The 22075-nt window shown below is 73.0% G+C and carries 23 protein-coding genes; 14 read left to right on the forward strand and 9 right to left on the reverse strand.

Annotation, left to right across the window (positions count from 1 at the left end):
• Positions 1 to 19: 19 nt before the first annotated feature.
• From AC3CCI_RS10810 to AC3CCI_RS10820, 3 genes are all read right to left on the reverse strand, one after another.
• The gene (locus AC3CCI_RS10810; protein WP_354594783.1) at positions 20 to 730 is read right to left on the reverse strand and encodes a hypothetical protein; all 711 of its coding nucleotides are present in this window, start codon (positions 728 to 730) and stop codon (positions 20 to 22) included.
• A 213-nt stretch (positions 731 to 943) separates the two neighbouring features.
• Entirely contained in the window at positions 944 to 1180 is a 237-nt protein-coding gene (locus tag AC3CCI_RS10815; RefSeq protein WP_354594782.1) for a hypothetical protein, read from the reverse strand.
• Positions 1181 to 1302: 122 nt separating this feature from the next.
• Positions 1303 to 1953, reverse strand: coding sequence for an NAD(P)-dependent oxidoreductase (locus tag AC3CCI_RS10820; protein WP_488627189.1), 651 nt, complete (start codon positions 1951 to 1953; stop codon positions 1303 to 1305).
• A 61-nt stretch (positions 1954 to 2014) separates the two neighbouring features.
• On the opposite strand from AC3CCI_RS10820, the gene AC3CCI_RS10825 reads away from it, so the two are divergent.
• From AC3CCI_RS10825 to AC3CCI_RS10850, 6 genes are all read left to right on the forward strand, one after another.
• Entirely contained in the window at positions 2015 to 2617 is a 603-nt protein-coding gene (locus AC3CCI_RS10825; protein ID WP_488627190.1) for a TetR/AcrR family transcriptional regulator, read from the forward strand.
• A 98-nt stretch (positions 2618 to 2715) separates the two neighbouring features.
• Positions 2716 to 3948 (forward strand): DUF2254 domain-containing protein, encoded by a 1233-nt coding sequence (locus AC3CCI_RS10830; protein ID WP_488627191.1) that lies wholly within the window; start codon positions 2716 to 2718, stop codon positions 3946 to 3948.
• A 152-nt stretch (positions 3949 to 4100) separates the two neighbouring features.
• Entirely contained in the window at positions 4101 to 5342 is a 1242-nt protein-coding gene (locus AC3CCI_RS10835; RefSeq protein ID WP_354594778.1) for an FAD-dependent monooxygenase, read from the forward strand.
• A gap of 47 nt (positions 5343 to 5389) precedes the next feature.
• The gene (locus AC3CCI_RS10840) at positions 5390 to 5857 is read left to right on the forward strand and encodes a MarR family winged helix-turn-helix transcriptional regulator (RefSeq protein ID WP_354594777.1); all 468 of its coding nucleotides are present in this window, start codon (positions 5390 to 5392) and stop codon (positions 5855 to 5857) included.
• A 156-nt stretch (positions 5858 to 6013) separates the two neighbouring features.
• Entirely contained in the window at positions 6014 to 6445 is a 432-nt protein-coding gene (locus tag AC3CCI_RS10845; RefSeq protein WP_194594501.1) for a LexA family protein, read from the forward strand.
• The gene (locus AC3CCI_RS10850) at positions 6438 to 7739 is read left to right on the forward strand and encodes a Y-family DNA polymerase (RefSeq protein WP_488627192.1); all 1302 of its coding nucleotides are present in this window, start codon (positions 6438 to 6440) and stop codon (positions 7737 to 7739) included. Before AC3CCI_RS10845 ends, AC3CCI_RS10850 begins: the two co-directional genes overlap by 8 nt.
• Before the next feature lie 75 nt (positions 7740 to 7814).
• On the opposite strand, the gene AC3CCI_RS10855 is transcribed toward AC3CCI_RS10850, so the two are convergent.
• Both AC3CCI_RS10855 and AC3CCI_RS10860 read right to left on the reverse strand, forming a co-directional pair.
• On the reverse strand, positions 7815 to 9104 hold the full coding sequence (locus AC3CCI_RS10855) for an MFS transporter (protein WP_488627193.1): 1290 nt from the start codon (positions 9102 to 9104) through the stop codon (positions 7815 to 7817).
• A complete protein-coding gene (locus AC3CCI_RS10860; protein ID WP_488627194.1) occupies positions 9101 to 9655 on the reverse strand; it encodes an ArsR/SmtB family transcription factor in 555 nt (184 codons plus the stop codon). The genes AC3CCI_RS10855 and AC3CCI_RS10860 overlap by 4 nt, the downstream gene beginning before the upstream one ends.
• Before the next feature lie 345 nt (positions 9656 to 10000).
• On the opposite strand from AC3CCI_RS10860, the gene AC3CCI_RS10865 reads away from it, so the two are divergent.
• Entirely contained in the window at positions 10001 to 10930 is a 930-nt protein-coding gene (locus AC3CCI_RS10865; RefSeq protein ID WP_354594773.1) for an acetamidase/formamidase family protein, read from the forward strand.
• 612 nt (positions 10931 to 11542) lie between these two features.
• Positions 11543 to 12112 carry a manganese efflux pump MntP gene (locus AC3CCI_RS10870; protein WP_354594772.1) on the forward strand — a complete coding sequence of 190 codons (570 nt, stop codon included), beginning with the start codon at positions 11543 to 11545 and terminating at the stop codon, positions 12110 to 12112.
• A 207-nt stretch (positions 12113 to 12319) separates the two neighbouring features.
• Here the strand turns inward: AC3CCI_RS10870 and AC3CCI_RS10875 are convergent, their stop codons facing one another.
• The 3 genes from AC3CCI_RS10875 to AC3CCI_RS10885 all read right to left on the reverse strand — a co-directional run bounded on the left by AC3CCI_RS10875 (position 12320) and on the right by AC3CCI_RS10885 (position 15656).
• Positions 12320 to 13873, reverse strand: coding sequence for a serine hydrolase domain-containing protein (locus tag AC3CCI_RS10875; RefSeq protein ID WP_488627195.1), 1554 nt, complete (start codon positions 13871 to 13873; stop codon positions 12320 to 12322).
• A gap of 68 nt (positions 13874 to 13941) precedes the next feature.
• Positions 13942 to 14625, reverse strand: a complete 684-nt coding sequence (locus AC3CCI_RS10880; protein ID WP_488627196.1) for a hypothetical protein — start codon at positions 14623 to 14625, stop codon at positions 13942 to 13944.
• On the reverse strand, positions 14625 to 15656 hold the full coding sequence (locus tag AC3CCI_RS10885; protein ID WP_488627197.1) for an EamA family transporter: 1032 nt from the start codon (positions 15654 to 15656) through the stop codon (positions 14625 to 14627). Before AC3CCI_RS10885 ends, AC3CCI_RS10880 begins: the two co-directional genes overlap by 1 nt.
• Before the next feature lie 92 nt (positions 15657 to 15748).
• Between AC3CCI_RS10885 and AC3CCI_RS10890 the strand changes: the two genes are divergently transcribed.
• The 3 genes from AC3CCI_RS10890 to AC3CCI_RS10900 all read left to right on the forward strand — a co-directional run bounded on the left by AC3CCI_RS10890 (position 15749) and on the right by AC3CCI_RS10900 (position 17420).
• Entirely contained in the window at positions 15749 to 16303 is a 555-nt protein-coding gene (locus AC3CCI_RS10890; protein WP_488627198.1) for a CGNR zinc finger domain-containing protein, read from the forward strand.
• 85 nt (positions 16304 to 16388) lie between these two features.
• Entirely contained in the window at positions 16389 to 16913 is a 525-nt protein-coding gene (locus AC3CCI_RS10895) for a MarR family winged helix-turn-helix transcriptional regulator (protein WP_354594767.1), read from the forward strand.
• A 66-nt stretch (positions 16914 to 16979) separates the two neighbouring features.
• The gene (locus AC3CCI_RS10900; RefSeq protein WP_354594766.1) at positions 16980 to 17420 is read left to right on the forward strand and encodes an OsmC family peroxiredoxin; all 441 of its coding nucleotides are present in this window, start codon (positions 16980 to 16982) and stop codon (positions 17418 to 17420) included.
• 111 nt (positions 17421 to 17531) lie between these two features.
• Here the strand turns inward: AC3CCI_RS10900 and AC3CCI_RS10905 are convergent, their stop codons facing one another.
• The gene (locus AC3CCI_RS10905; RefSeq protein ID WP_354594865.1) at positions 17532 to 18590 is read right to left on the reverse strand and encodes a magnesium and cobalt transport protein CorA; all 1059 of its coding nucleotides are present in this window, start codon (positions 18588 to 18590) and stop codon (positions 17532 to 17534) included.
• 560 nt (positions 18591 to 19150) lie between these two features.
• Here AC3CCI_RS10905 and AC3CCI_RS10910 point away from each other — a divergent pair.
• The 3 genes from AC3CCI_RS10910 (at position 19151) to AC3CCI_RS10920 (ending at position 22007) form a co-directional block, all read left to right on the forward strand.
• Positions 19151 to 20125: a D-isomer specific 2-hydroxyacid dehydrogenase family protein gene (locus tag AC3CCI_RS10910; RefSeq protein WP_488627199.1), complete on the forward strand. Its 975-nt coding sequence runs from the start codon at positions 19151 to 19153 to the stop codon at positions 20123 to 20125.
• Between the two features lie 174 nt (positions 20126 to 20299).
• On the forward strand, positions 20300 to 21247 hold the full coding sequence (locus AC3CCI_RS10915; RefSeq protein WP_354594764.1) for an aldo/keto reductase: 948 nt from the start codon (positions 20300 to 20302) through the stop codon (positions 21245 to 21247).
• Positions 21248 to 21371: 124 nt separating this feature from the next.
• Positions 21372 to 22007 (forward strand): hypothetical protein, encoded by a 636-nt coding sequence (locus AC3CCI_RS10920; RefSeq protein ID WP_354594763.1) that lies wholly within the window; start codon positions 21372 to 21374, stop codon positions 22005 to 22007.
• The last annotated feature ends 68 nt before the right edge of the window (positions 22008 to 22075 follow it).

Raw genomic sequence — 22075 nt, forward strand, 5'->3', positions numbered from 1 at the left:
GGAGCCGGCCAGACGGGTACTACTCCGTGGCGGCGGTGATCTTCGCGACGCCGACGAGCATCTCGTCCTGGACGGCGTCGGTGTTGAAGGTCTGGTTCAGCAGGGCTGCGGCGTCGGGGCTGATGTGGACGGTGGTGCCCTCGAGGACGGCGTTGGTGCCTTCCATCTGGATGGGCTTCAAGGTGCCGCCCCAGAGGTTGAAGAGGTAGGCGTCTTCGGCGGCGACCTGGCCGTTGGCGGTGACGGTGCCGTAGAGCTTGCTCTCGCCCGGGTCGATGCGGAAGTCGGTGAGTTCGACGACGGTGTCGCCGGCGGTGAGCGACAGGCCGGAGCCGTCGTGGTCGATCTCGCCCTGGACGTAGGGGCGGACGTCACCGTTGGGGTCGTAGTAGTCGACGTTGCCGCCGGTGATGGGGAACGCGAACGTGCCCGTGGCCGAGTCGAAGGTGGCCGAGCCGACGACGCCGGGGGTGAGGCCGAGCGAGGTGAGGGCTTCGACGAAGGACGCGTCGACGGTGACCTGGGTGTCGACGCCGTTGCTGAGGTCGGCGATCGTGGCCAGGGGGGTGGCCTCGGCGGTGGGCTCGGCCGACGCGGAGGTCGAGGTCGAGGAGGTGTCGGTCGCGGTGCCCGAGTTGGACGAGCAGGCGGCGAGGGAGAAGATCAGGGCGCCCGAGGCGGCGATGCCGAAGGCGGCTTTCGTGATGCGCTTGCGAGTGAAGGCGTTCATGGTGAAGCTCCTTGTCTGTTGGTCCCGGTGGGGATGTACAGGGTTCGCCGCCGTGGCCCGGAACGATGGGTCGCACCCCGGGTTCGTTATCCGCTCGTGATCTTCACCCCCGAACGAGGGCCAACCCCACAGGCCCACCCGACAGGCCCACGCGGGGCGCACGCGCAGGAGGCGCGGTGCCGGTCTCGAGGACCCGCACCGCGCCTCCTCCGGTCAGCTCTGGTCGCGCCCGTCGGGCGTCTCGTCGTCAGGGCGGTCCTCCACGACGGTGATGCCCGGGTTCCAGCCGTGGGCAGTCCACCAGGTCCGGAGGGCGATGCCGATCGACAGGCCGAGGGGAAGGGAGGCGAAGACGACCGCCGACCCGTCGAGGACGATCAGCAGGACGAGGCCGACGACGAAGCCCGCGGCGCAGAGGAGGTAGGTCCGCTCGTTGCTGTGCGTCGACATGTGCGAACCCTAGCCCGAGGCCCGACGGCATCGACGGACCCGACGGGTCAGACGTCGCGGGCGAAGCAGACCGACTCGGCCGACCCGACGTAGGCACCGAAGAGCGGGATGCTCGCGGTGGATCAGCGTCGGCGGTACCTGCTGCCGTCGCAGGTGTGGACCGCCGCGTCGTCGAACAGCAGGCGCAGGTCGTACGTCGCACAGTCGACGAAGGTCCCGATGCTGATGACCGAGGCCGAGCGGTGCAGCTCTCCCTTCGACGGGCCGTCCGAGCCGATGCCGGCGCGGTGGACCACCCAGTCGAGGTCTCGGGCCTGCTGGTCCAGGTAGCGCATGACGGCCTCGTTGTCCTCGTGCTGACCGACGTACCCCCGGGCGATCGTGCTGCGGACGAGCCGCAGCGGCAGTGCGAGTCGCTTGCCCGGTGCCGCGCTCAGGCCGCCCGCCTGGTAGAGCAGTCGCCGGGTGCCGCTGCGGCGCATGGCCGGGACGAGCTCGCGGACGAACGCCGTGTTCACCTGACGCTCGCGTTGCGCGGCGACGTCGCCGAGCATCATCACCACGGCGTCGACGCCGTCGAGCAGGGCATCGAGGTCGAGGTCGTCGTCGAGTGCGCCCTGCACGACCTCGAGGTCGTCATGCTGGATGGTGACCTTCGCGGGCGTGCGGGCCAGGACGCGCAGCCGGTGCCCGGCGTCGAGCGCCAGTCGTGTGAAGTGCTGGCCGGTCTGGCCCGTGCCGCCGAAGACCAGGAGGGAACGTCGATTCGTCATGGCACCAAACTAGGCGATGTCTACTAAATAGGCAATGACTATTCCTGTCTAGGATGGGTTCATGACGCAGCGGCCCTTCCATCACGGGAACCTCCGGGCCGTCCTGCTGGACGAGGCGGCCGCGGTCGTGCGCGAATCGGGTGTGGACGGGCTCTCGCTCCGCGACCTGGCGCGCCGGGCCGGGGTGAGCCACGGCGCGCCGCGGAGCCACTTCGTCCACCGGCAGGCGCTCCTCGACGCCCTCGCCGAGGTCGGCTTCCAGAGGCTCACCGCCGACGTCCGGCGTGCTCTCGACAGGGGAGGAGGGCTGAGGGACCGCTTCCGTCGCGTCGCCCACGCCTACGTCGACTTCGCCGTCGACGACGCCGCCCTGATGGACCTCATGTTCCAGGCGAAGACGACCGACGAACCGGGCACCGTGCGCGAGGCGGCCGCCACCCTCTTCGCGACGCTCGACGCGGCCGTCGGCCCTGCGGTGTCCGACGGGGCCGCCGACGAGTCCCGCGACCTCTTCAAGATGCTCTTCGCCGCGACCATGCAGGGCATCGCGGCGCTCGTCGCCTCCGGTCGCCTCGATCGCTCGGCCGGCGACCGCCTCGTGGACGCGGCCATGGACACCATGCTCGACTCCGAGCTGGGGCGACGCGTGGTGACCGCCCGCTGACCCCGCCCCGACCGACCGACCGCGCCGTCCGACCGGGCCGGGCCGGGCGGGCGCGGCCGGGCGGGTCGCAGCGTGGGGCACCGTCTACGCTCGGCGGCATGCTGTCGTTGACCCGCGTGCGGGAGTCCTTCTGGTTCTTGCCCGCGGTGTTCGGCCTCGTGGCGATCGTGCTGGCCGAGGCCCTCGTGACCGTCGATCGCACCCTGCCGACGTCGCTGACCGAGGGCCTGCCGCTGCTGGGTGCCCTCAGCGCCTCCGGGGGTCGGTCGCTGCTGTCGGGCATCGGCACCTCGATGCTGACGGTGGCCGGCACGTCGTTCTCGATCACGATCTCGGTGCTCGCGACGACCTCGTCGACCTACGGCCCCCGCCTGGTCCGCAACTTCATGGCCGATCGCGCCAACCAGTTCGTGCTGGCCACCTTCACCTCGACCTTCCTCTACTGCATCGTCGTGATGCGCACCGTCCACACCGAGGTCGACGACACGAGCGCCTTCGTGCCCGTGATCGCCGTCCACGTCGCGGTGCTGCTGAGCGTGTTCGACGTCGGCGTGCTGGTCTTCTTCATCCACCACATCGCGGGGTCGGTGCAGATCACCTCGTTGCAGGCGAGGGTGCTCGACGACCTCCGGGCCGTGGCCGCGCTCGTCTACCCGACGAGCCCCTCCGACGACGTCGACCAGGAGGCGCGGGCCGGCCTCGCGAGCGACGGTTCCGTCCCGGCCGACGGCGCGGTCGTCCGGGCCGACGCCGACGGCTACGTGCAGACGGTCGCGTGGGAGGCGCTCCGCCGCGTGGCCGTCCGTGCCGGCCTCGTGGTCGAGGTCGTCGCGATGCCCGGCCGGTACGTGATCGTGGGCGACCCGCTCGTCGTGACCAGCGCCTCCCCGGGGTCCGACACCGCCCGTGAGCTCCGGCGCACCGTTACGCTCGGCACCGCCCGGACGCCGCACCAGGACGTCGCCTTCGCCCTGCAGCAGCTCGTCGAGATCGCCGTGCGCGGGCTGGCGTCGGGCAGCAACGACCCGTACACGGCCGTCAGCGCGCTCGACATGTCGGCCGGGGTGCTCGTGCCGCTGTGGCGCCGCGGCGAGCCGGTCACCGCCCTGCTCGGCGACGACGGCACCCCGGTCGTCCTGGTCTCGTGGCCGTCGGTGGACGAGCTCGTCGACTCGCTGTTCGACACCGTCCGCACCTACGCGCTCGACCAGCCCGCCGTGCTCGCGGCGGCGCTCCGCCTCATCGCGCGCCTCGACGACGCCGCGGGCCCCGCCCGGACCGGCCGACTGGCCGAGCACGAGACGGCCGTCCGGGGTGCGCTCGCGAGCTGAGCACCACCGGCCCGGCGGGTGGTGACCTGCCCGCCGATCATCGACGAGTGGCCGGTGACGAGCTGACCGAGTCCTCATTCACTGTGAAGTGACTTCATGGTGAAGTTAAAGGGGTAGGTTGGCGGGACGGCACCACCGACGGAAGGCATCCCATGTCCACGACCCGACGTCCCACCCCGCGTCCCACCCCACGTCGCGCTCCTCGCGTCCTCGTCACCGGCGCGAGCATCGCCGGTCCCGCACTCGCCTGGGGTTTGGCGAAGTCGGGCTTCGACGTCGTCCTGCTCGAGAGGTCCGCCACCCCTCGCGAGACGGGCCAGAACATCGACGTGCGCGGCCTCGGTCGCGAGATCCTGACGCGCATGGGCGTCGAGGAGGTCGTCCTCGCGAACCTCACCGGCGAGGAGGGGACCCGCTTTGTCGACGAGGGTGGACGCCCCTACGCCGTGTTCCCCCGCGAGGAGGGGCAGGACGGCCCGACCGCGGAGGTCGAGATCCTGCGCGGCCGCCTCGCGGGCATCCTCGTCGACGTCGTCCCGGCCGAAGTGGAGCGCCGCCACGGCGACTTCGTGAGCGGCGTCGACCAGGACGCGACCGGCGTGGACGTCACCTTCGACGGCGGCACCCGGGAGCGCTTCGACCTCCTGCTGGTCGCCGAGGGGCGCAGCTCACGCACCCGGCGCCTCCTCTTCTCCGACGAGACCGAGCTGCGCGACTTCGGCGTCAGCATCACCTACGGCACCCTCGACCGGCACCCCGACGACGTCGACACCTGGGACTGGTTCACGGGCACGCGGGGGCGCGTCGCCTCCGTCAGGCCCGACGACGAGGGCACGATCCGCGCGAGCATGTCGTTCGCGTCCGAGCCCATGGGCTTCGAGAACCTGCCCGTCGACGCCCAGTTGCACCTGCTCCGGGCACGATTCCGAGGTGCCGGCTGGCAGACCGGGCGCATCCTCGACGGTTTCTCGGCGCGCCCCGACGAGTTCTACACGCAGCGGATGGAGCAGGTCGTCATGTCGACCTGGAGCAGGGGGCGGGTCGCGCTCGTCGGCGACGCCGCCTGGGGGTCGGGCCCGACGGGCATGGGCACGACGCTGTCGCTGGTCGGCGCGCACGTCCTCGCGGGCGAGCTGGCGGCGACCCCCGACGAGCCCGAGCGGGCCTTCGCGAGCTACGAACGGCACTTGCGCCGCTACGCCGACAGCGCCCAGGGCCTGCCGCGCGGCGGGGCCCGAGCGCTCCACCCCTCGACGGGCGTGGGACGGACGGCGGTCCGGGTGTCGCACCGCGTCGCGGCGTCGAGTCCGGTCCGGAAGTTCTTCCAGGCGAACCTGCTGACGAGCGAGAAGCACGTCCCGGTCCTGGCGGACTACCCGCACCTGCGGGCCTGAGGCCCGACGGGGCCGCGGCCTGCCGCCCGTCGATGAGAGGATCGAGCATGACGACCGCGAGACGGCACCTGCTCGAGGCGCTCCGGCACTACGCCCTCAGCTATCAGGAGTCGACCCGTCAGCTCGCCCGTCGGATGGACCTTCCGACGGTGGACGGCACGGCCCTGGGCGAGATCCTCTGGGCCGAGCACGAAGGAGCCGCGCTCTCACCGGGTCGACTCTCGACGCGCGTGGGCCTCACGTCGGGTGCGACCAACGCCCTCGTCAACAGGCTCGAGGCGCGGGGGCTCGTCTCGCGGAGTCGGGAGAGCGACGACCGCCGTGTCGTCACGCTCCGCACCACGGAGGTGGCCCGGCAGCGTGCGGCGGTCTTCCTCGATCCCTCGGCGGCCGCCCTCGAGGCGGCACTCGACGAGTACGACGACGTCACGCTCGAGCTCGTCGGTTCGATGCTCGGGCGGTTGGCAGCCGTGCTCCCGGTCGCCGGTCCCGACGGGCCCCCGCACACCCGGTGAGCCGTTCCGGCTCCGACGATGTCGGTGGCGTGACGTAGCGTCCTCGGTGGGAGGCGTGATGAGAGACCACCGGCAGCCGACCGCGCGAACCGGCGCGCGCCTCCTCGGCGACCCCTCGGGCTCCGCCGAGCCCGCCACCGACGGCGTGGTCGCGCCGTGACCGTGGTCGTCGGTCCCGTCGGCGGCGACGAACGGCCCGACCACCTGCTGCCGCAGCAGGCCTCCGAGGCCGTGCACGCCGGCTTCCCGTCGCCTGCCCAGGGGTACTACAACGGGCCGGTCGACCTCAACCGCCACCTGATGCGCGACCCGACCGCGACGTTCCTCGTGCGGGTGAGCGGCGACAGCATGACCGGTGCAGGCATCTTCGACGGCGACGAGCTCGTCGTCGACCGCGGGCTCGACGCCCACGACGGCAACGTGGTCGTCGCCGTCGTCAACGCCGAGCTGACGGTCAAGCGCCTGTCGTACCGGCAGGGGCAGATGGTGCTGAGCCCCGAGAACCCGGCCTACCCCGAGATCGTGCTCTCCGAGCTCGACGAGGCCACGATCTGGGGCGTCGTGACGAGGTGCCTGCACCGTGTCTAGGTCCACGACGTCCGAGCGCAGCATCGCGATCGTCGACGCCAACAACTTCTACGTCTCGTGCGAGCGCGTGTTCGACCCCTCGCTCGAGGGCAAGCCGGTGGTCGTGCTGTCGAACAACGACGGCTGCGTCATCGCGCGCTCGCAAGAAGCGAAGGCCCTGAACGTCGACATGGCGGCGCCCTGGCACAGCATCGCCCCGATCGCGGCGATGCAGGGCGTCGTCGCGGTCTCGAGCAACTACGAGCTCTACGGCGACATGTCGGCGCGGTCGGCCGAGATCCTGAGCCGGTACACGAGCGACCAAGAGGTCTACTCGATCGACGAGTCGTTCATCGAGCTGACCGGCACGCTCGACGAGACGATCGCCCAGGCCCGCGAGATCCGACGCGCGATGCGCAAGCTGATCGGCCTCCCGGTCAGCATCGGCATCGCACCGACCAAGACCCTGGCGAAGCTCGCCAACCGCGGCTCGAAGCAGAACGCCGCCCTGGCCGGCGTCTGCCACCTGGGCAGCTACGCGCCCGACCGGCAGACCGCCATCCTGGCGAGCGTCGACGTCGGCGACGTCTGGGGCATCGGCCGCCGGACGGCGAAGAAGCTCGCGCCCCTCGGCGTCCACACGGCGGCCGACCTGCGTGACGCCGACGCCGCCCGCATCCGCACGCGCTTCGGCGTCGTGCAGGCCCGGGTGGTGCACGAGCTGCGCGGGGTCGACTGCCTGCCGATCGAGCAGGTGCAGCCCGAGCGCGAGCAGATCTACCACTCGCGGTCCTTCGCGGTGCCGATCACGACGGTGACCGAGCTCGAAGAGGTGCTGTCCGTCTACACGCAGCGGGCCGCGGCGCGGTTGCGGAAGCAGGGCTCGCTGACGCGCCTGATGCGCTGCTTCACGGCCACGTCGCCCTTCTCCGACAGCGCCGCCCACACGAACCACTCGGTGTCGGTGGCGTTCCCCGAGCCCACCGACGACGCCGCCCTGTTGTACCGCTCGGCCATCGCCGCCCTCGGCCCACAGCTCGAAGCCGGCAAGCGCTACGTCCGGGCCGGGGTCACCCTCATGGAGCTCACCCCGCGCGACGAGCACGCCAGCCTCGACGTCTTCGGCGACGGCGACGCCACACCGCCGGCCTACGGCGCGGTCATCGACCGCATCGCCGGCAAGTTCGGCGAAGACACCCTCGGCCTCGGCGTCGCAGGCCTCCGCCACCGCCGCGGCTGGTCGATGAAGCGCGACATGGTCTCGCCCCGCGCGACCACCCACTGGGACGAGCTGGCGACGGTGAAGGCCCGGTAGGGCGGACGCGCGGCCACGCGACGTCATGGTCCGGTCGGGCGCCGCGGGGGAGGACGTGTCGAACGCGCCTGGTCCCTAGGTCGTCCGCCGCGCCTCCTCGGTCGTCAGGGCGCGCACGCTCGGCGTCGACACGGCTGCCGTCGTCGCCACGACGATGACCGCGGCGCAGACGAGCAGCGTCGGTCGCGTGCCGAACAGCTGCGACGCCGGGCCGGCGAAGACCTCGCCGAGCGGCACGGCGACGAACGAACCGACCATGTCGAACGAGTACACGCGAGCCAAGGAGGCGCGGGGCACGTGGGACTGCAGCGACTGGTCCCACGAGATGGCGAAGATCTCGAGGGCGATGCCGCCCAGCAGGAAAGCCACCACCAGCGCGGGCACCACGGGGGCCAGCCCGAGCGTGGCCACCGGCACCGCCGTCACGACCATGAGTCCGACGCCCACGGCGAGACCGCGCCGCGGCCGCCATCGCATGGCGACGACGGCCCCGGCGCCGAGGCCGACGGTCTGGGCCGCGACGACCAGCCCCCAGGCCGCCCGTCCGAACGACCCGTCGGCCACGACCGGGCCGAGCACCGTCGTCGCCCCGACGAAGGCGGCGTTCAGCACCGCGAACTGCACCACGACGATCCACACCCACGACCGACGGGTGAACTCGTGCCAGCCCTCTCGCAGGTCGCCGACCACCGACGAGCCCGACCCGACCGACGCGCCCGTGCCCGCGCCCGGTCGCTGCCCGGCCGGGAGCCGCAACCGCGAGTACAGCACCCCCGCCAGGGCGAAGCCCGCCGCGTCGATCGCCAGACCCCACCCGGGCCCGACCACCGCGACGATGCCCGCGCCGGCCGAGGCGCCGACGACGCTGCCGCCGTTCAGTCCCAGCCGCAGCAGGGCGTTCGCCGGTCGCAGCAGGTCGGGGGGCACCGTCTCGGGCACGAGGGCCGCCGCGGCGGGCAGGCTGACGGCGGCCACCGCCCCGTTCACCACGCCGAGCAGCACGAGCAGGGGGATCGTCGCCGTCCCTGTGACGACCAGCGCCGCGACGACGGCTTGCGTCGCGGCCGCCGCCACCGACGTCCCGACCAGCACGACGTCGCGCCGCACGCGGTCGGCGAGCACTCCGCCGGCGAGCAGCACGGCGACGTTGGCCACCGAGCGTGCCGCGACCACGAGCCCGAGGTCCGCCGCGGACCCCGTCAGGTCGAGCACGGCGAACGCGAGGGCGATCGGGGCGACGGCATTGCCGAGCACCCCGGTCGTCCGGGCCGACAGCAGCCAGCGGAACTCCCGGTGCGCGAGGGGGCCGCGACGGTCGTGAGCGGCCTCGCGGGCCGTGGAGGCGCCTCCTGCGTCCCGGGTCACGGTCGCTTCATCGGGAACAGCGCGGCGGTCATCGACACCGGGCTCGTCCCGGGCGTACGCGGTCGTCGCGCGGCGGCGTGCAGCAAGGCCGAGGCATGGCCGACGTGACGGACCACGCGGTGCCAGGTCTCAGCGTCGACCCACAGCTCGGCGTCGGTCGAGACCTGCGGCCCGGTCGTGCGCCGGGGTGAGCGACGCGACAGTTCGTCGGCGAGGGCCTGGACGTAGCGGGCGCGTTCGTCGGCGGCGGCGCCGTCGTCCGAGTCGTCGCCGGCGCCGGAGCCGGAGGTCGTGGCGGGCACGACCGCGAACGGTCGAGCCGACGACAGGTGCCGGTAGCGCTTCGCCTCGCCGCCCCGGATGCGGACGACCTCGGTGACCTCGACCAGTCCCACCCGTTCCAGCACGCGCAGGTGGTAACTCGCGGTCGCCTGTGACAGCCCGAGTTCGCGACCGGCCTCGGCGGCGCTCATCGCCACTCCGGTCAGCAGCGAGAGCAGGCGCAGGCGGATCGGGTGGGCCGTGGCGCGGAGGTCGTCGAGTGCGGACATGCCGCCATCGTGCAAGCCGCGCAGGCGACCGTCAAACGGGTCTTTGGGGGTCGAGGCCGACCCGGGCGACGCCGGTCGGCGCTGCGGCCCGGATCACTTCGAGGTGGCGAGCCCCACGAACGCGGCCGTGATCAGCCCGGCGCCGACGACGGTGATGGCGATGATGAGGACGTGGAAGAACAGGACCATGGCGGCGTCGGTCTCTCTGTGATCGGGTGCGGCGGGATGTCGGCACGACGGGCCTCCATCGTACCGATCGACCCTGGGCGGGTCGCGTCCCCGGCGGGCGGCGTCCGCGCCGGGTGTCTTCCCCGGCGGGTGGAGTGGGCCGCCTACGCTCGGACCATGACGACCCACCGCCTCGACCCCCGCACCGACACCGCCGCCGAGGTCTTCTCGCGCGACCACGCGCCCGTGCTGACGATCGACCCCGGCGACACGGTCGTCGTCCGCTCGCTCGACGCGTCGGGACACCTCGAGCCGCAGACCGTGCCCGGCGAGGTGACCCCGTACCTCTTCCCGACCCGACGCGGCCACGCCCTGACCGGGCCGATCGCCGTCCGCGGGGCCCGCCCGGGCGACATGCTGCAGCTCGACCTGCTCTCGCTCACGCCGGACGACTGGGGCTTCACGGTCGCCGCAGCCGCCGACACCCCGATCACCCGCCACCTCGGCCTGGTCGACGCCGACGCCGCCTGGTTGCTCTGGAGCATCGACCGCGAGGCCGGCACAGCCACGGAGAGCCGGGGCCTCCGCCGCCCGATCGCGCCGTTCCTCGGCGTCATGGGGCTCGCCCCCGCCGAGGCCGGCGAGCACTCGACCATCCCGCCCCGCGCCTCCGTGGGGGGAAACATCGACTGCCGCGACCTCGTCGCGGGCACCACCCTCTGGTTGCCCGTCGCCGTCGACGACGCCCTGCTCTACCTCGGCGACGGCCACGCGGCCCAGGGCGACGGCGAGGTCGGCGGCACCGCCATCGAGACCGGCATGACGACGGAGGCGCGGGTCGGCCTGGCCACCGACCGCCCGCTCTCGACGATCCACGCCGAGACCCCCCAGGCCCGCATCACCTTCGGCTTCGACGCCGACCTCAACGTCGCCAGCGGTGACGCGCTCGCCGCGATGGTCGAGTGGATGCAGCAGCTGTACTCGCTCGACGCGGCCACGGCGCTGGCCTTCGCGAGCACGGTCGTCGACCTGCGGGTCACGCAGGTCGCGAACCGCACCTGGGGCGTCCACGCCGTGCTGCCCCGCGACGTGCTCGTCCCCGCCTGACCGGCGCCGCGCCTCCTGCCCGCGCCGCGCGTCGTGCCCACACCCCCGCGATCGGCGCCGACCCCCTGCCTAGGCAAATCGTCGAGCGCCGATGCGGGGGGTGGCCGAGGCGTTCCCCGTGCCGCACCCCCGCGACCGGCGCTGACCCCCTGCCTAGGCAGATCGTCGAGCGCCGATGTAGGGGGTGGCCGAGGCGTTCCCCGTGCCGCACCCTCGCGTCCGGCGCTGACCCCCTGCCTAGGCAGATCGTCGAGCGCCGATGCAGGGGGTGGCCGGGGCGTTCCCGTGCCGCACCCTCGCGTCCGGCGCCGACCCCCTGCCTAGGCAGATCGTCGGGCGCCGGTGCAGGGGGTGGCCGGGGCGTTCCCGTGCCGCACCCCCGCGACCGGCGTCAACCCCCTGCCTAGGCAGATCGTCGAGCGCCGATGCAGGGGGTCGCGGCGGTTCGGGTCGCGACGCCCGGCGCGACGGCCCGCCGACACCCCGGATTCGGCTCGCCGAATACCTCTGATCAGCACTTTTCCGGTCCAGGAGGTGCGCTCGGCATGGCAGGATCGTCAGGTTCCGAGACGACGGCGTCTCCACCCGACCGTCTCGAAAGGCGCTGCCCCCATGTCGTTCTGGGCCCTCTTCCTCATCGCGCTCGGCGTCTCCGCCGACGCCTTCGCCGTCGCCCTCGGCAAGGGCCTGCACATGACGCGCTTCAACCCGCGGCACGCGCTCGTCATCGCCGTCACGTTCGGAGCGTTCCAGGCGCTCATGCCGCTGCTGGGCTGGCTGCTGGGCTCGACCTTCGCGCAGTACATCGCCCCTTTCGACCACTGGGTCGCGTTCGGCCTGCTCGCCCTGATCGGCGGCAAGATGCTCTACGAGGCGTTCTCGTCGCACGAGGACGACGAGAAGGACACCGACCGGTTGAACCTGCGCGAACTGACGGTGCTCGCGATCGCGACGAGCATCGACGCGCTCGCGGTCGGCGTGACGCTGGCGTTCCTGCCCGTCTCGATCGGCTGGGCGATCCTGCTGATCGGCGTGACGACGGCCGTGCTGACCTTCGTCGGCGTGCTCGTCGGTCGCCGGGTGGGCGCGAAGTTCGGCAAGCCGGCCGAGATCGCCGGCGGTGTGATCCTCATCCTGATCGGCGTGAACATCGTGCTCGAGCACACGGGCGTCCTCGGCTGAGCCGCCTCGCGCCGGATCACCGACGAACCCCGGACGCGAAGACGAACCCCGAGAGATCGGGGTTCGTCTTCGCGAAAGGGGTTCACCGTCGTACGTGGCCACACGACCCCGCAGGAGGCGCGGGCCGGGCCGGTCGCGTGCCTTCGGCAGCTGCGTCGGTCGCGCGGCGTCCGCAGGTGCGTCGGTCGGGTGGCATCCGCGGGTGCGTCAGCTCCGTGGCATCCGCAGCTGCGCCAGCGCGGGAGCGTGCAGCGGCTGGGTCTCCCACAGGGCGGTGAAGGTGGCGTCCGACTCGTCGAGCGTCAGGTGCAGGCGGTGCGGCGTCTCGACGAAGACGAGGTCGACGTGCAGCAGGTCGGCCGACCGCGTCGCGCTCGTGGCGACCGAGGTGGTGGCGCCTCCGGAGCCGGTCCCGGACCCGGCGCCGGTCCCCGTGCTCGTGTCGTCGGTGACGACCCAGTCCTCGGCCTCGACCCGGGCCACCAGGCGGTCGTCGCCCTCGACGAGGGTGAGCGTGGTCGCGGCGTCGGGCGAGGCACGCAGTTCGACCACGGTCAGGCCGGGCTGGTCGTTGCCGTCGGCCGCGGTGAACGACACGAGCCGCTCGGTGCCGGGGGAGTCCTGGTCGCCGACCCGCGCCTCCTCGGCCGTCGGTCGGACCGGGGCGGCGTCGTGCTCGGTCGGACCGGCCACCCCGGGCAGCGTCAGGCCGGCGAGGCGGGTCGCCAGGGCGGCGTCGGCCGCCGTCGGCCCGTCGACGCCGGCGTCGACATCGACGCCGCCGTCGACCCGTGACGCGTCCGTCGTGAAGGCGGGCAGCAGGTGCGTCCAGGCGGCGTCGAGCACGGCCTGCATGTCGAGCGACTGGCCGGTGAGTGCGAGCACGACGTCGTGTTCGGGCAGCACGACGGCGAACTGGCCGTAGGCGCCGTCGCCGCGGTAGCCGTGGCGGGCGATCCAGAACTGGAACCCGTAACCCTGGGCCCAGTCGGGGTTCGACTCACCGGCGTTCGAGACGTGCGGGCGGGTGGCCTCGGCGACCCACTCGCGCGGCAGCAGCTGCACTCCGTCCCACTCGCCCTGCTGCAGGTACAGCTGCCCGAGGGCGGCGATCGCGTGGGTGGTGGCGTGGAGTCCGCTGTAGCCGAGCTCGCGGCCCGACTCGTCGCGCTGCCAGCCGACCTCGCCGATGCCGAGCGGGTCGAGCAGTCGGGGGCGGAGGTACTCGGTGAGGGACTGCCCGGTGACCCGCTGCACGACGGCGCCCACGCTGAAGGTGCAGGGCTGGTTGTAGGCGAAGACGGTGCCGGGCTCGTCGTCGGGCGGGGTGAGCAGGAAACCGCGGACCACGTCGACGGGGTCGATCTCGAGCGCCCGGTCGAGCGTCTCGGCCCGGTGCCCGCTGGCCATCGCCAGCACGTGCCGGACGCGCATCGACCGGCTGCGCGGGTCGGTCACCTCGGCGTCGAGCTCGGGGAAGTGGCTGAGCACGGTGTCGTCGAGGCCCATCAGGCCCTCGGCCACGGCGAAGCCCACCGCCGACGAGGTGAAGCTCTTGCTCAGCGAGTAGAGCAGGTGCACGCGGTCCGCCGAGTACGGGGCCCACCAGCCCTCGGCGACGACCCGGCCGTGGCGCAGCAGCACGATGCTGTGCGGCTCGACTCCGGCGGTGGACTCGAGGGCGTCGACGAAGGCGGAGACTCCCTCCGCGTCGACGGCCTGGGCGGAGGGCGTGCTGCGCGGCAGCGTCGTCGAGGTCACCCCCCGACCCTATGCCCGTCCTCCGCCCGTGCCATGGCCCCCCGACGTTCCCGCCCGGGAGGCGCGGGTCAGCCCGACAGGGACGTCAACCGCAGGTCGAGCAGCGGCACCCGGTCCCGTGGCACGACCACGAGCACGATCGAGCCGTCGACCTCGGCGCCCCAGCCCACGACGTCGGGGTCGGTGTCGATCAGCACGGCGTCGCGTTCGACGTCGTCGACGACGAGCACCGCTCCCGGCCGCGCGTGGTGGACCGCCACGGGGGCGTCCAGGACGGGCGCGGCGCCGTCGGATCGGGTGCTCCGTCCCTCGGCGGTGTTGACCAGCACGTGGTCGACGTGCCGGGCGAGGTGGTCGGCCACCGTGGCGGGCACGGCCGGCGGCGCCGGGTCGGCGGGCGCGACCATGGTGACCACCGCCTCCCAGAGCAGCGGGTGCCGGAACGCCCGGAGCCCGTCCACGAACCAGTCCGGTCGTCCGGCTGCGAGGGCGTTCGCGACGTGGGTGTCGATCTCGGCGACCCCCTCGACCAGGTTCGACGCGGCGTCGGGGTCGGACGGGTCGGCGACGAACACGTAGTTCAGGGCGACGGTGTGCAGCACGTCGTCGTGCGAGATCGTGCCGGGCTGGGTGAGACCGAGGCGTGGCTGGTCGACGAACGTGAAGACGGGGCGACCGAACGTCGCGGCGATCTCGCGGGCCGTCCGCGGGCGGGGCAGGGCGTGCAGGTCGGCGTTCTCGACGGAGTCCATCACCCCATGGTCGCACCACGGCCGTCGGTGACCGCCGCGTCCACCACCACCGCGTCGCCCACGACCTCCGCCTCGCGGGTGCGCTCGGCCCGGACGAACCCGATGCCGACGACGATCAGCAGGCCACCGCCGAGCTGCAGCGGGGTGAGGGCCTCGTCGAGCAGCAGCCAGGCGTACAGGGCGGCCGCCGCGACCTCGAGCAGGCCGACGAACGACGCCAGGCGCGAGCCGAGCATGCTGCTGGCCGTGATGCTCGTGGCGTACGCGAGCGCGGTGGCGACGACGCCGACGACGAGCATCGGCACCCACCACGGCACGACCGCGTCGAAGAGGGGCACGTCCGCCGCCGACGTGGTGAACGGCACGAGACCGGTGAGTCCGAGCAGCCCGAGCAACCCCGAGCCGACCAGCAGGCCCGACGCCGCGAGGGCGACCGGCGGCAGGTCGCCGCTCGGGCGGGCGGCGATCACGAAGTACGCCGCACAGCAGACCATGGCCGCCCCCGCGAGGGCCAGCCCGACGGGGTCGAGCGCCACGCCGCCGCTCGGCGCGACCACGAGCAGGAGGCCCGCGAAGGCGATCACGGAGCCCACGAGCACGACGACCTGCGGCACGCGCCGCGTGGTCGCCCACGCCACCCCGACGAGCAGCAGCGGGGCGAGGTACTCGACCAGGATCGCCGTGCCGACCGGGATGCGGACGACCGCGGCGAAGTAGAAGACCTGCGTGCCGGCGACGCCGACCACGGCCATGCCGAGCACCCGCCACCGGGCCCGCCAGATCGGACCGAGCCGACCCCGGAGGGCGAACGTCGCCACGGGGGCGAGCACCACCCCGCCGATCAGGGCACGGACGGTGACCGCGGCCACGGGGCTCCAGCCCGACTCGAGCAGCGGCTTCACGAAGGGGCCCGAGAAGCCGAACGAGGCCGCTGCGACCAGGGCGACGAGCAGCCCTGCGGTGGTCGAGGCCGGGCGGCCCGTGGCGACGGGGGTCGTCGGCGTCGTGGTCGTGATCGCACCAGTGCTCACGGGGTGTCCTTCTGTCAGGGCCGTCATGCACAATGGGTGGTGACGCGCCGTCTCTGTCGTGAGCGTACGACCGCCCAGAACAAGGAGTCAACTTGCATTTCGCCCCTGACACCGAAGACGTCCTCGAGTTCAACGTCGCCCTGGTCAACACGGGTGCCGGCGCCAGTCGTTCCGGCGACGACGAGCTCTCGACCCGTGCCGAGCTCACGACCCTGCTCGACGCGTTCGCCTTCTCCGGACGCTTCGACCGCGACGACGCCGAGCTGGCCGCGGTGCAGGGGGTGCGGGCCGAGCTGCGGCGCATCTGGACGCTCGGGCGCGACCTGCTGGCCGGTGAGGTCAACCGCATGCTCGCCGACAGCGTGTCGTCGCCCCGTCTCGTGCGGCACGACGCGCTCGACTGGCACCTGCACGCCACGAGCGACGACGCGCCCCTCGCCGACCGCATCCGCGTCGAGTCGGCGCTGGCCCTCGTCGACGTGATCCGCACCGACGAGACGGGTCGGCTCCGGGCCTGCGCCGCGGACGACTGCGAGGGGGTCTTCGTCGACCTGTCGCGGAACGGGTCGAAGCGGTTCTGCAGCGTGCGCTGCGGCAACCGGGTCAACATGATCGCCTTCCGCGAGCGCCGGGCCGACGCCGACTGACGCGGTGCGTCTCGGTGATCAGCCCGATGTCCGCGAAACGAGTTGCGCACAACTCAATCGCGTGCGACATGCTACAGTCCTCGACATGACCACCGCAGCCGCGACGACGACCCCGGGCCCCACGCCCGTGCTCGACGAGCAGATCTGCTTCGCGCTCTACAACGCCTCGCGCGCCGTCACGGCCCGGTACCGCGACCTGCTCACCCCGCTCGGCCTGACCTACCCGCAGTACCTCGTGCTGCTCGTGCTCTGGCAGGGCGGGCCGACCACCGTCACCGAGCTCGGTCGACAGCTGCAGCTCGAGTCGGGCACCCTGTCGCCCTTGCTCAAGCGGCTCGAGGCCCACGGGCTGCTGACGCGCACCCGGTCGGCGGCCGACGAGCGCACGGTCGACGTCGCCCTGACCGACGCCGGCACCGCCCTCCGCGAGCAGGCCGCCGGCTTCGCCGACCAGATCTGCGGCGCGACCGGCCTCGAACTGACCGACCTCCAGGCGCTGCGGGCCGACATCGCCGCGCTCGCCGCCGCCGTCCGGGCCAACACCGCCGCCGTGACCGCCGCCGTCGCGTCGGCCGACCACGCGCCCGCCCCCGTAGACCAGCTCCACTGACCCACCACATCCCCCTCCACCCCGTCCGGCGCCCCTCGGCGCCGACCCCACGAAAGAGAGCACTCCATGCCCACTCGCACCTCACGCACCGCCTGGAACGGCAGCCTCGAGACCGGTGAGGGCCAGGTCGAGCTCTCGAGCTCGAAGCTCGGCACCTACGACGTCTCGTTCCCGAAGCGCGCCGCCGACGACGCCAACGGCGCCACCAGCCCCGAAGAGCTGCTCGCCGCCGCCCACTCGGCCTGCTACGCCATGCAGTTCTCGGCCGTCCTCGGCCAGGCCGGCGGCACCGTCGAGGCCCTCGACGTCAAGGCCGACGTCTCGCTCGGCCCGGACTCGGCCGGCGGCTTCAAGCTCACCGGCATCGCCCTCACCGTCCGCGGCGAGGTCTCGGGCATCGACGAGGCAGCCTTCCTCGAGGCCGCCCAGAACGCCAAGGAGACCTGCCCGGTCTCGAAGGCCCTCACGGGCGTCGACATCACCCTCGACGCCGCGCTCGAGGCGTAGGCCCGAGCCGCAGCACCGCACCACCTCGAGGACGCAGGGGGCGCGGGTCACCCGACCCGCGCCTCCTGCGTCCTCTGCGTCCCGGCCCCCGCGGGCCGGCGCATCACGCCGTCAGAGCCACTTCTTCCACTTGAACACGCCCCAGATGCTCGCGCCCACCGCGACCATCGCGGCGACCGCCATCGGGTAGCCGAACTGCCAGTGCAGCTCGGGCATGTGGTCGAAGTTCATGCCGTAGACGCCGCCGACCAGGGTGGGCGCGAACAGGATCGCCGCCCAGCCCGAGATCTTCTTGACCTCGCCGTTCTGCTGCAGGCCGACCTCCGACAGTCGCCGGGTCTCCTCGTTCTGGGCGAGCCCCGCCTCGGACAACCGACGCATCTCGTCGTTCTGCGCCTGGGTCACCAGCGTCGAGTGCACCGTGAGGGCGTTCTCGAGCAGGGCCCTGAAGGTGTCGGCCCGCTCGCCGATCCGCAGCACGTGGTCGAGCACGTCGCGCAGCGACCGCTGCAGCTCGACGTCGACGCCGTACTTGTCCGACCCGCGCAGCAGGTTCTCGAGCATGCCGCGCAGCGGGCTCGTCGCCCGCTGGAAGCTGATCACCTCGCGCAGCAGCTCGTAGATGCGCCGCGACACCTCGGGGTCGCCGCCGAAGAGCTCGTCCTCGATCTCGTCGATGTCCTTCTCGATGCCCGCGACGACTGGTCCGTAGCCGTCGACCACCTGGTCGAGCACGGCGTAGAGCACGGCCTCGGGCCCGAGGGCGAGGAGGTCCGGGCTCGACTCGAGGCGCCGGCGCACCCGGCCGAGGTCGGGGTTCTCGGCGTGCCGGATCGTGATGACGAAGCCCGGCCCGACGAAGACGTGCACCTCGCCGAACTCGACCGTCTCGGTGGCGTCCAGGTACCGGGCCGAGCGCAACACGACGAACAGCGTCTCGCCGAACCGCTCGAGCTTGGCGCGCTGGTGGCCCTTGAGGGCGTCCTCGACGGCCAGCGGGTGCAGGTCGAACTCCTGCGCGATCGACCGCACCTCGTCGGGGTCGGCCCGGTAGAGGCCGATCCACGCCATGCCCTGGTGCTCGTGCAGCAGCTCGAAGGTCTCGTCGAGGTTCGCCGGGCTGTCGGTGCGGTGGCCCGCGACGTAGATGCCGTTGTCGATGAGTGCCATGGTCTGCGCTCCCTGCCGTTCGTGGTGCGTCGGCGTCGTGGTCGGACGCCGACGTCGGGTCGGATGGTGGTCACGACGGTCGCGTGGACGACGGGCGGGCGGTGCGGGCCGGAGGCGACGCACACGGGCGGCGACGCGACACCCGGAGGCGCGGATCGCCGACGACGCGCGTCGACGGGAGACGTCGGTGCCCGTGGGCGTCACTCGTGGTCGGTCGACCCCGTCGCTCAGACGAGCGGGGTGGACGGCGCGACCACGGAGGGATGCCGCGGGGCGCCAGTACTGTCACCAGCCATCGCCGCTCACCTGCCTTCCGTGGTGCTGCCGCCGGGCCCGGACGGGCCGTGGGCCCTGGTGGGCCGTGGGACAGCGTACCCCCGCGGGCACCCGGGGGCGACCGGGCGGCCGGAGCCGGAGAGGAGGAGGCGCGCGTCGCCGTTGACCCGTGCCTCCCGCGTCCACGATCGGGTTCGCGACCGGCAGACGGCGCCACTCTGCCACCCGGGCGAGCAGGACACGAGCCTGAGTCGTCTTCGTGACCCGATCGATACGGTGGAGCGATGAGCACCGTCGCCGTCACCGTCCTGCCCGCCGCCTCCGCCACCGCCGACTCCGAGGGGTCGTCGGGCGACACGTGGGGCGTGGGCCCCGCCGGGCGCGCCGTCGAGGCGACCGACGCGCACCTGGTCGAGCTCGGCGGCGAGACCGAGATGATCGTCGTCGGCGGTCGCGTCGACCAGGACGAGCTGCGCGCCGCGATCGAGCAGCACCCGGCGGTCCGCCTCGTGCAGCTGCCGAGCGCCGGCGTCGACGCCTACGTAGAGACCATGCAGGCCACCGCCCGCGACGGCCTCGTCTTCACCAGTGCCAAGGGCGCTTACAGCGCACCCGTGGCCGAACACGCCCTGGCCCTGACGCTCGCCACCCTGCGGTCCCTGCAGATCCGGGCCCGCGCCTCCTCGTGGGAGCGCGAGCAGCGCGGCATCTCGTTGAACGGGTCGAGCGTGACGATCGTCGGGGCCGGCGGCATCGGCACCGAGCTGCTGCGCCTGCTGCAGCCGTTCGACGTCGAGGTGACGATGGTCCGTCGCACCGACGAGGCCGTGCCCGGCGCCCACCGCACGATCACCGTCGACCGCCTGGCCGAGGTGCTGCCCACCAGCGACGTCGTCGTGGTCGCCGCCGCCCTGACCGGCGGCACCCGCAGCCTGCTCGGCGCCGACGAGTTCGCCGCCATGAAGGCCACCGCCGTGCTGGTCAACATCGCCCGTGGCCCCCTGGTCGACACCGACGCGCTGGTGACCGCGCTCGCCGAGGGGCACATCGGGGCCGCCGGGCTCGACGTCGTCGACCCCGAGCCGCTGCCCGACGGCCACCCGCTGTGGGCCGAGCCCCGGGCCCTGATCACCCCGCACCAGGCCAACACCAACGCCATGACCGAGCCGTTGTTCCAGGCCCGGGTCGAGGCCAACGTGCGGGCGCTCGCCGAGGGCGGCGAGCCCGAGGGCGTCGTCGACGTCGAGCAGGGCTACTGAGCCGCTCCTTCCAGGACACCGCCGAGTGGACACGACGCCGTGACGTGCGGCGGTGCCGCGTCCACTCGACGGCGTCGTCACGGTGCGAGGCTGGGAACGAAGTCGCACCCGACGCGTTAGACCTGGGTAGTCGCCACGCCGACCCGGCGCGACGTCCGCGAAAGGAACCCCCGCATGCCCCTCATCGGAACATCCGACCTCGACGTCTTCCCCCTCGCCCTCGGCGGCAACACCTTCGGCTGGACCAGCGACGAGGCCGAGTCGCACTCGGTGCTCGACGCGTTCGTCGCCGGAGGCGGCAACTTCGTCGACACGGCCGACGTGTACTCGGCCTGGGCCGACGGCAACTCGGGCGGCGAGTCCGAGACCGTGATCGGCACCTGGCTCGCGCAGGGCGGCGCCGCCCGTCGCGACCAGCTCGTCATCGGCACCAAGGTCAGCCAGCACCCCGAGTTCCCGGGGCTGAGCGCCGCCAACGTGGCCGCGGCCGCCGACGCCTCGCTGACCCGCCTGCAGACCGATCACATCGACCTGTACTGGGCCCACTTCGACACCGGTGACGACCTCGCGGAGACCCTCGGCGCCTTCGACGCGCTGCAGAAGGCCGGCAAGGTGCGGCACGTCGGCATCTCGAACTTCTCGCCAGAGCGCATCACCGAGTGGATCGAGATCGCCCGCCGCGAGGGCTTCGCGGCGCCGGTCGCGCTGCAGCCGCACTACAACCTCGTCACCCGCGGGGCCTACGAGCGCGACCTGGCACCGCTCGCCGCGCTGAACCAGCTCGGCGTCACGCCGTACTTCTCGCTGGCCGCCGGGTTCCTGACCGGCAAGTACCAGACCCGCGACGACATCGCCGGTGCTCGCAGCGGCAACGTCGAGGGCTACTTCAGCGACGAGGGACTCGAGGTCGTGGCGGCCCTCCGCGACATCGCGAGCGCCCACTCGGTCGAGATCGCGACCATCGCCCTCGCCTGGCTGCAGGCGCAGCCGCGCGTCGTCGCCCCCATCGCCAGCGCCCGCACCCTCGAGCAGCTGCCGGCCCTGCTGGCGAGCGCGAGCGTGGCCCTCGGTGCCGACGAGCTCGCCGCCCTCGAGACCGTCTCGGCCCGGGTGCCCGAGTAGAGCCGACCCGGTCACTCGACCCGCGCCTCCCGGGGTGGTCTCCGCACGGTCCCGCCCCGGCGGCGCGACCGACGGGCCCTCGGGAGGCGCGGTGCGTGCAGCGCCGTCGGCGTACGGTCGAACGATGAACAGCGCGGCCCCCGACCAGAGGTTCCACGGACGCATCGCCGGCTTCGGCACGACCTCCGGCACGCGGGTCGTCGTCGGGCTCTGGAACCGCTCGCCGCTCGGGCGGTTCGTCGACGTGATGGTCGAGGCCGCCGACGGCCACCGCACACTGCTCGCTCCGTCGCAGGCGGTGGCGGACTACGTCTCGTCGACGTACACGTTCGACGAGGTGCGGGTGCAGCCGGTCTCGTGGCGCGGCGTCGACCGGACGCTGCGGGTGTCGGCCGGGCCCGACGCCTCGGGTGACGACGTGCTCGACCTGTCGCTCGAGATCGGGCCCGTGTCGCCGCTCGGCTGGTTGCTGCGCCTCGTTCCGGCGGCGTTCGCGACCCGGCCCGGCTGGCTCACGCTGATCGACCCGGTGGCGCGCCTGCTCGTGCCCGGGGCCCGCACCGCGGGCACGGCCGGCGGCGGACGTCGCGAGTACTACGGAGTCACGCTCGCCCGCCGCGTCGTCGCGGTCGACGCCCGGTTCGACGGTCGGCCGCTCGGGGCGCTCGCGCCGCTCGACCCGCCCGTCCGCTTCGGCTTCGGCTCGGCGCCCGCCGATCCGAGCCTCGTCGACGTGACGACGACGATCCGCGAGGGCTGACGCCGCACCGCACGCCTCGCCACGCACCGCTCGCCCCGCCCCGCACCGCGTTTCGTGCACCGCACCGC

Source organism: Frigoribacterium sp. CF331 (genome assembly GCF_057787905.1).

What these genes read in the sequence shown, in the direction of transcription:
- AC3CCI_RS10820 (WP_488627189.1), bottom strand. Translation starts at nt 1,953, where the DNA reads ATGACGAATCGACGTTCCCTCCTGGTCTTCGGCGGCACGGGCCAGACC.
- AC3CCI_RS10920 (WP_354594763.1), top strand. Translation starts at nt 21,372, where the DNA reads ATGAACAGCGCGGCCCCCGACCAGAGGTTCCACGGACGCATCGCCGGC.
- AC3CCI_RS10810 (WP_354594783.1), bottom strand. Translation starts at nt 730, where the DNA reads ATGAACGCCTTCACTCGCAAGCGCATCACGAAAGCCGCCTTCGGCATC.
- AC3CCI_RS10840 (WP_354594777.1), top strand. Translation starts at nt 5,390, where the DNA reads ATGACGACCGCGAGACGGCACCTGCTCGAGGCGCTCCGGCACTACGCC.
- AC3CCI_RS10880 (WP_488627196.1), bottom strand. Translation starts at nt 14,625, where the DNA reads ATGGACTCCGTCGAGAACGCCGACCTGCACGCCCTGCCCCGCCCGCGG.
- AC3CCI_RS10895 (WP_354594767.1), top strand. Translation starts at nt 16,389, where the DNA reads ATGACCACCGCAGCCGCGACGACGACCCCGGGCCCCACGCCCGTGCTC.
- AC3CCI_RS10835 (WP_354594778.1), top strand. Translation starts at nt 4,101, where the DNA reads ATGTCCACGACCCGACGTCCCACCCCGCGTCCCACCCCACGTCGCGCT.
- AC3CCI_RS10825 (WP_488627190.1), top strand. Translation starts at nt 2,015, where the DNA reads ATGACGCAGCGGCCCTTCCATCACGGGAACCTCCGGGCCGTCCTGCTG.
- AC3CCI_RS10860 (WP_488627194.1), bottom strand. Translation starts at nt 9,655, where the DNA reads ATGTCCGCACTCGACGACCTCCGCGCCACGGCCCACCCGATCCGCCTG.
- AC3CCI_RS10905 (WP_354594865.1), bottom strand. Translation starts at nt 18,590, where the DNA reads ATGGCACTCATCGACAACGGCATCTACGTCGCGGGCCACCGCACCGAC.
- AC3CCI_RS10915 (WP_354594764.1), top strand. Translation starts at nt 20,300, where the DNA reads ATGCCCCTCATCGGAACATCCGACCTCGACGTCTTCCCCCTCGCCCTC.
- AC3CCI_RS10900 (WP_354594766.1), top strand. Translation starts at nt 16,980, where the DNA reads ATGCCCACTCGCACCTCACGCACCGCCTGGAACGGCAGCCTCGAGACC.
- AC3CCI_RS10870 (WP_354594772.1), top strand. Translation starts at nt 11,543, where the DNA reads ATGTCGTTCTGGGCCCTCTTCCTCATCGCGCTCGGCGTCTCCGCCGAC.
- AC3CCI_RS10865 (WP_354594773.1), top strand. Translation starts at nt 10,001, where the DNA reads ATGACGACCCACCGCCTCGACCCCCGCACCGACACCGCCGCCGAGGTC.
- AC3CCI_RS10910 (WP_488627199.1), top strand. Translation starts at nt 19,151, where the DNA reads ATGAGCACCGTCGCCGTCACCGTCCTGCCCGCCGCCTCCGCCACCGCC.
- AC3CCI_RS10830 (WP_488627191.1), top strand. Translation starts at nt 2,716, where the DNA reads ATGCTGTCGTTGACCCGCGTGCGGGAGTCCTTCTGGTTCTTGCCCGCG.
- AC3CCI_RS10815 (WP_354594782.1), bottom strand. Translation starts at nt 1,180, where the DNA reads ATGTCGACGCACAGCAACGAGCGGACCTACCTCCTCTGCGCCGCGGGC.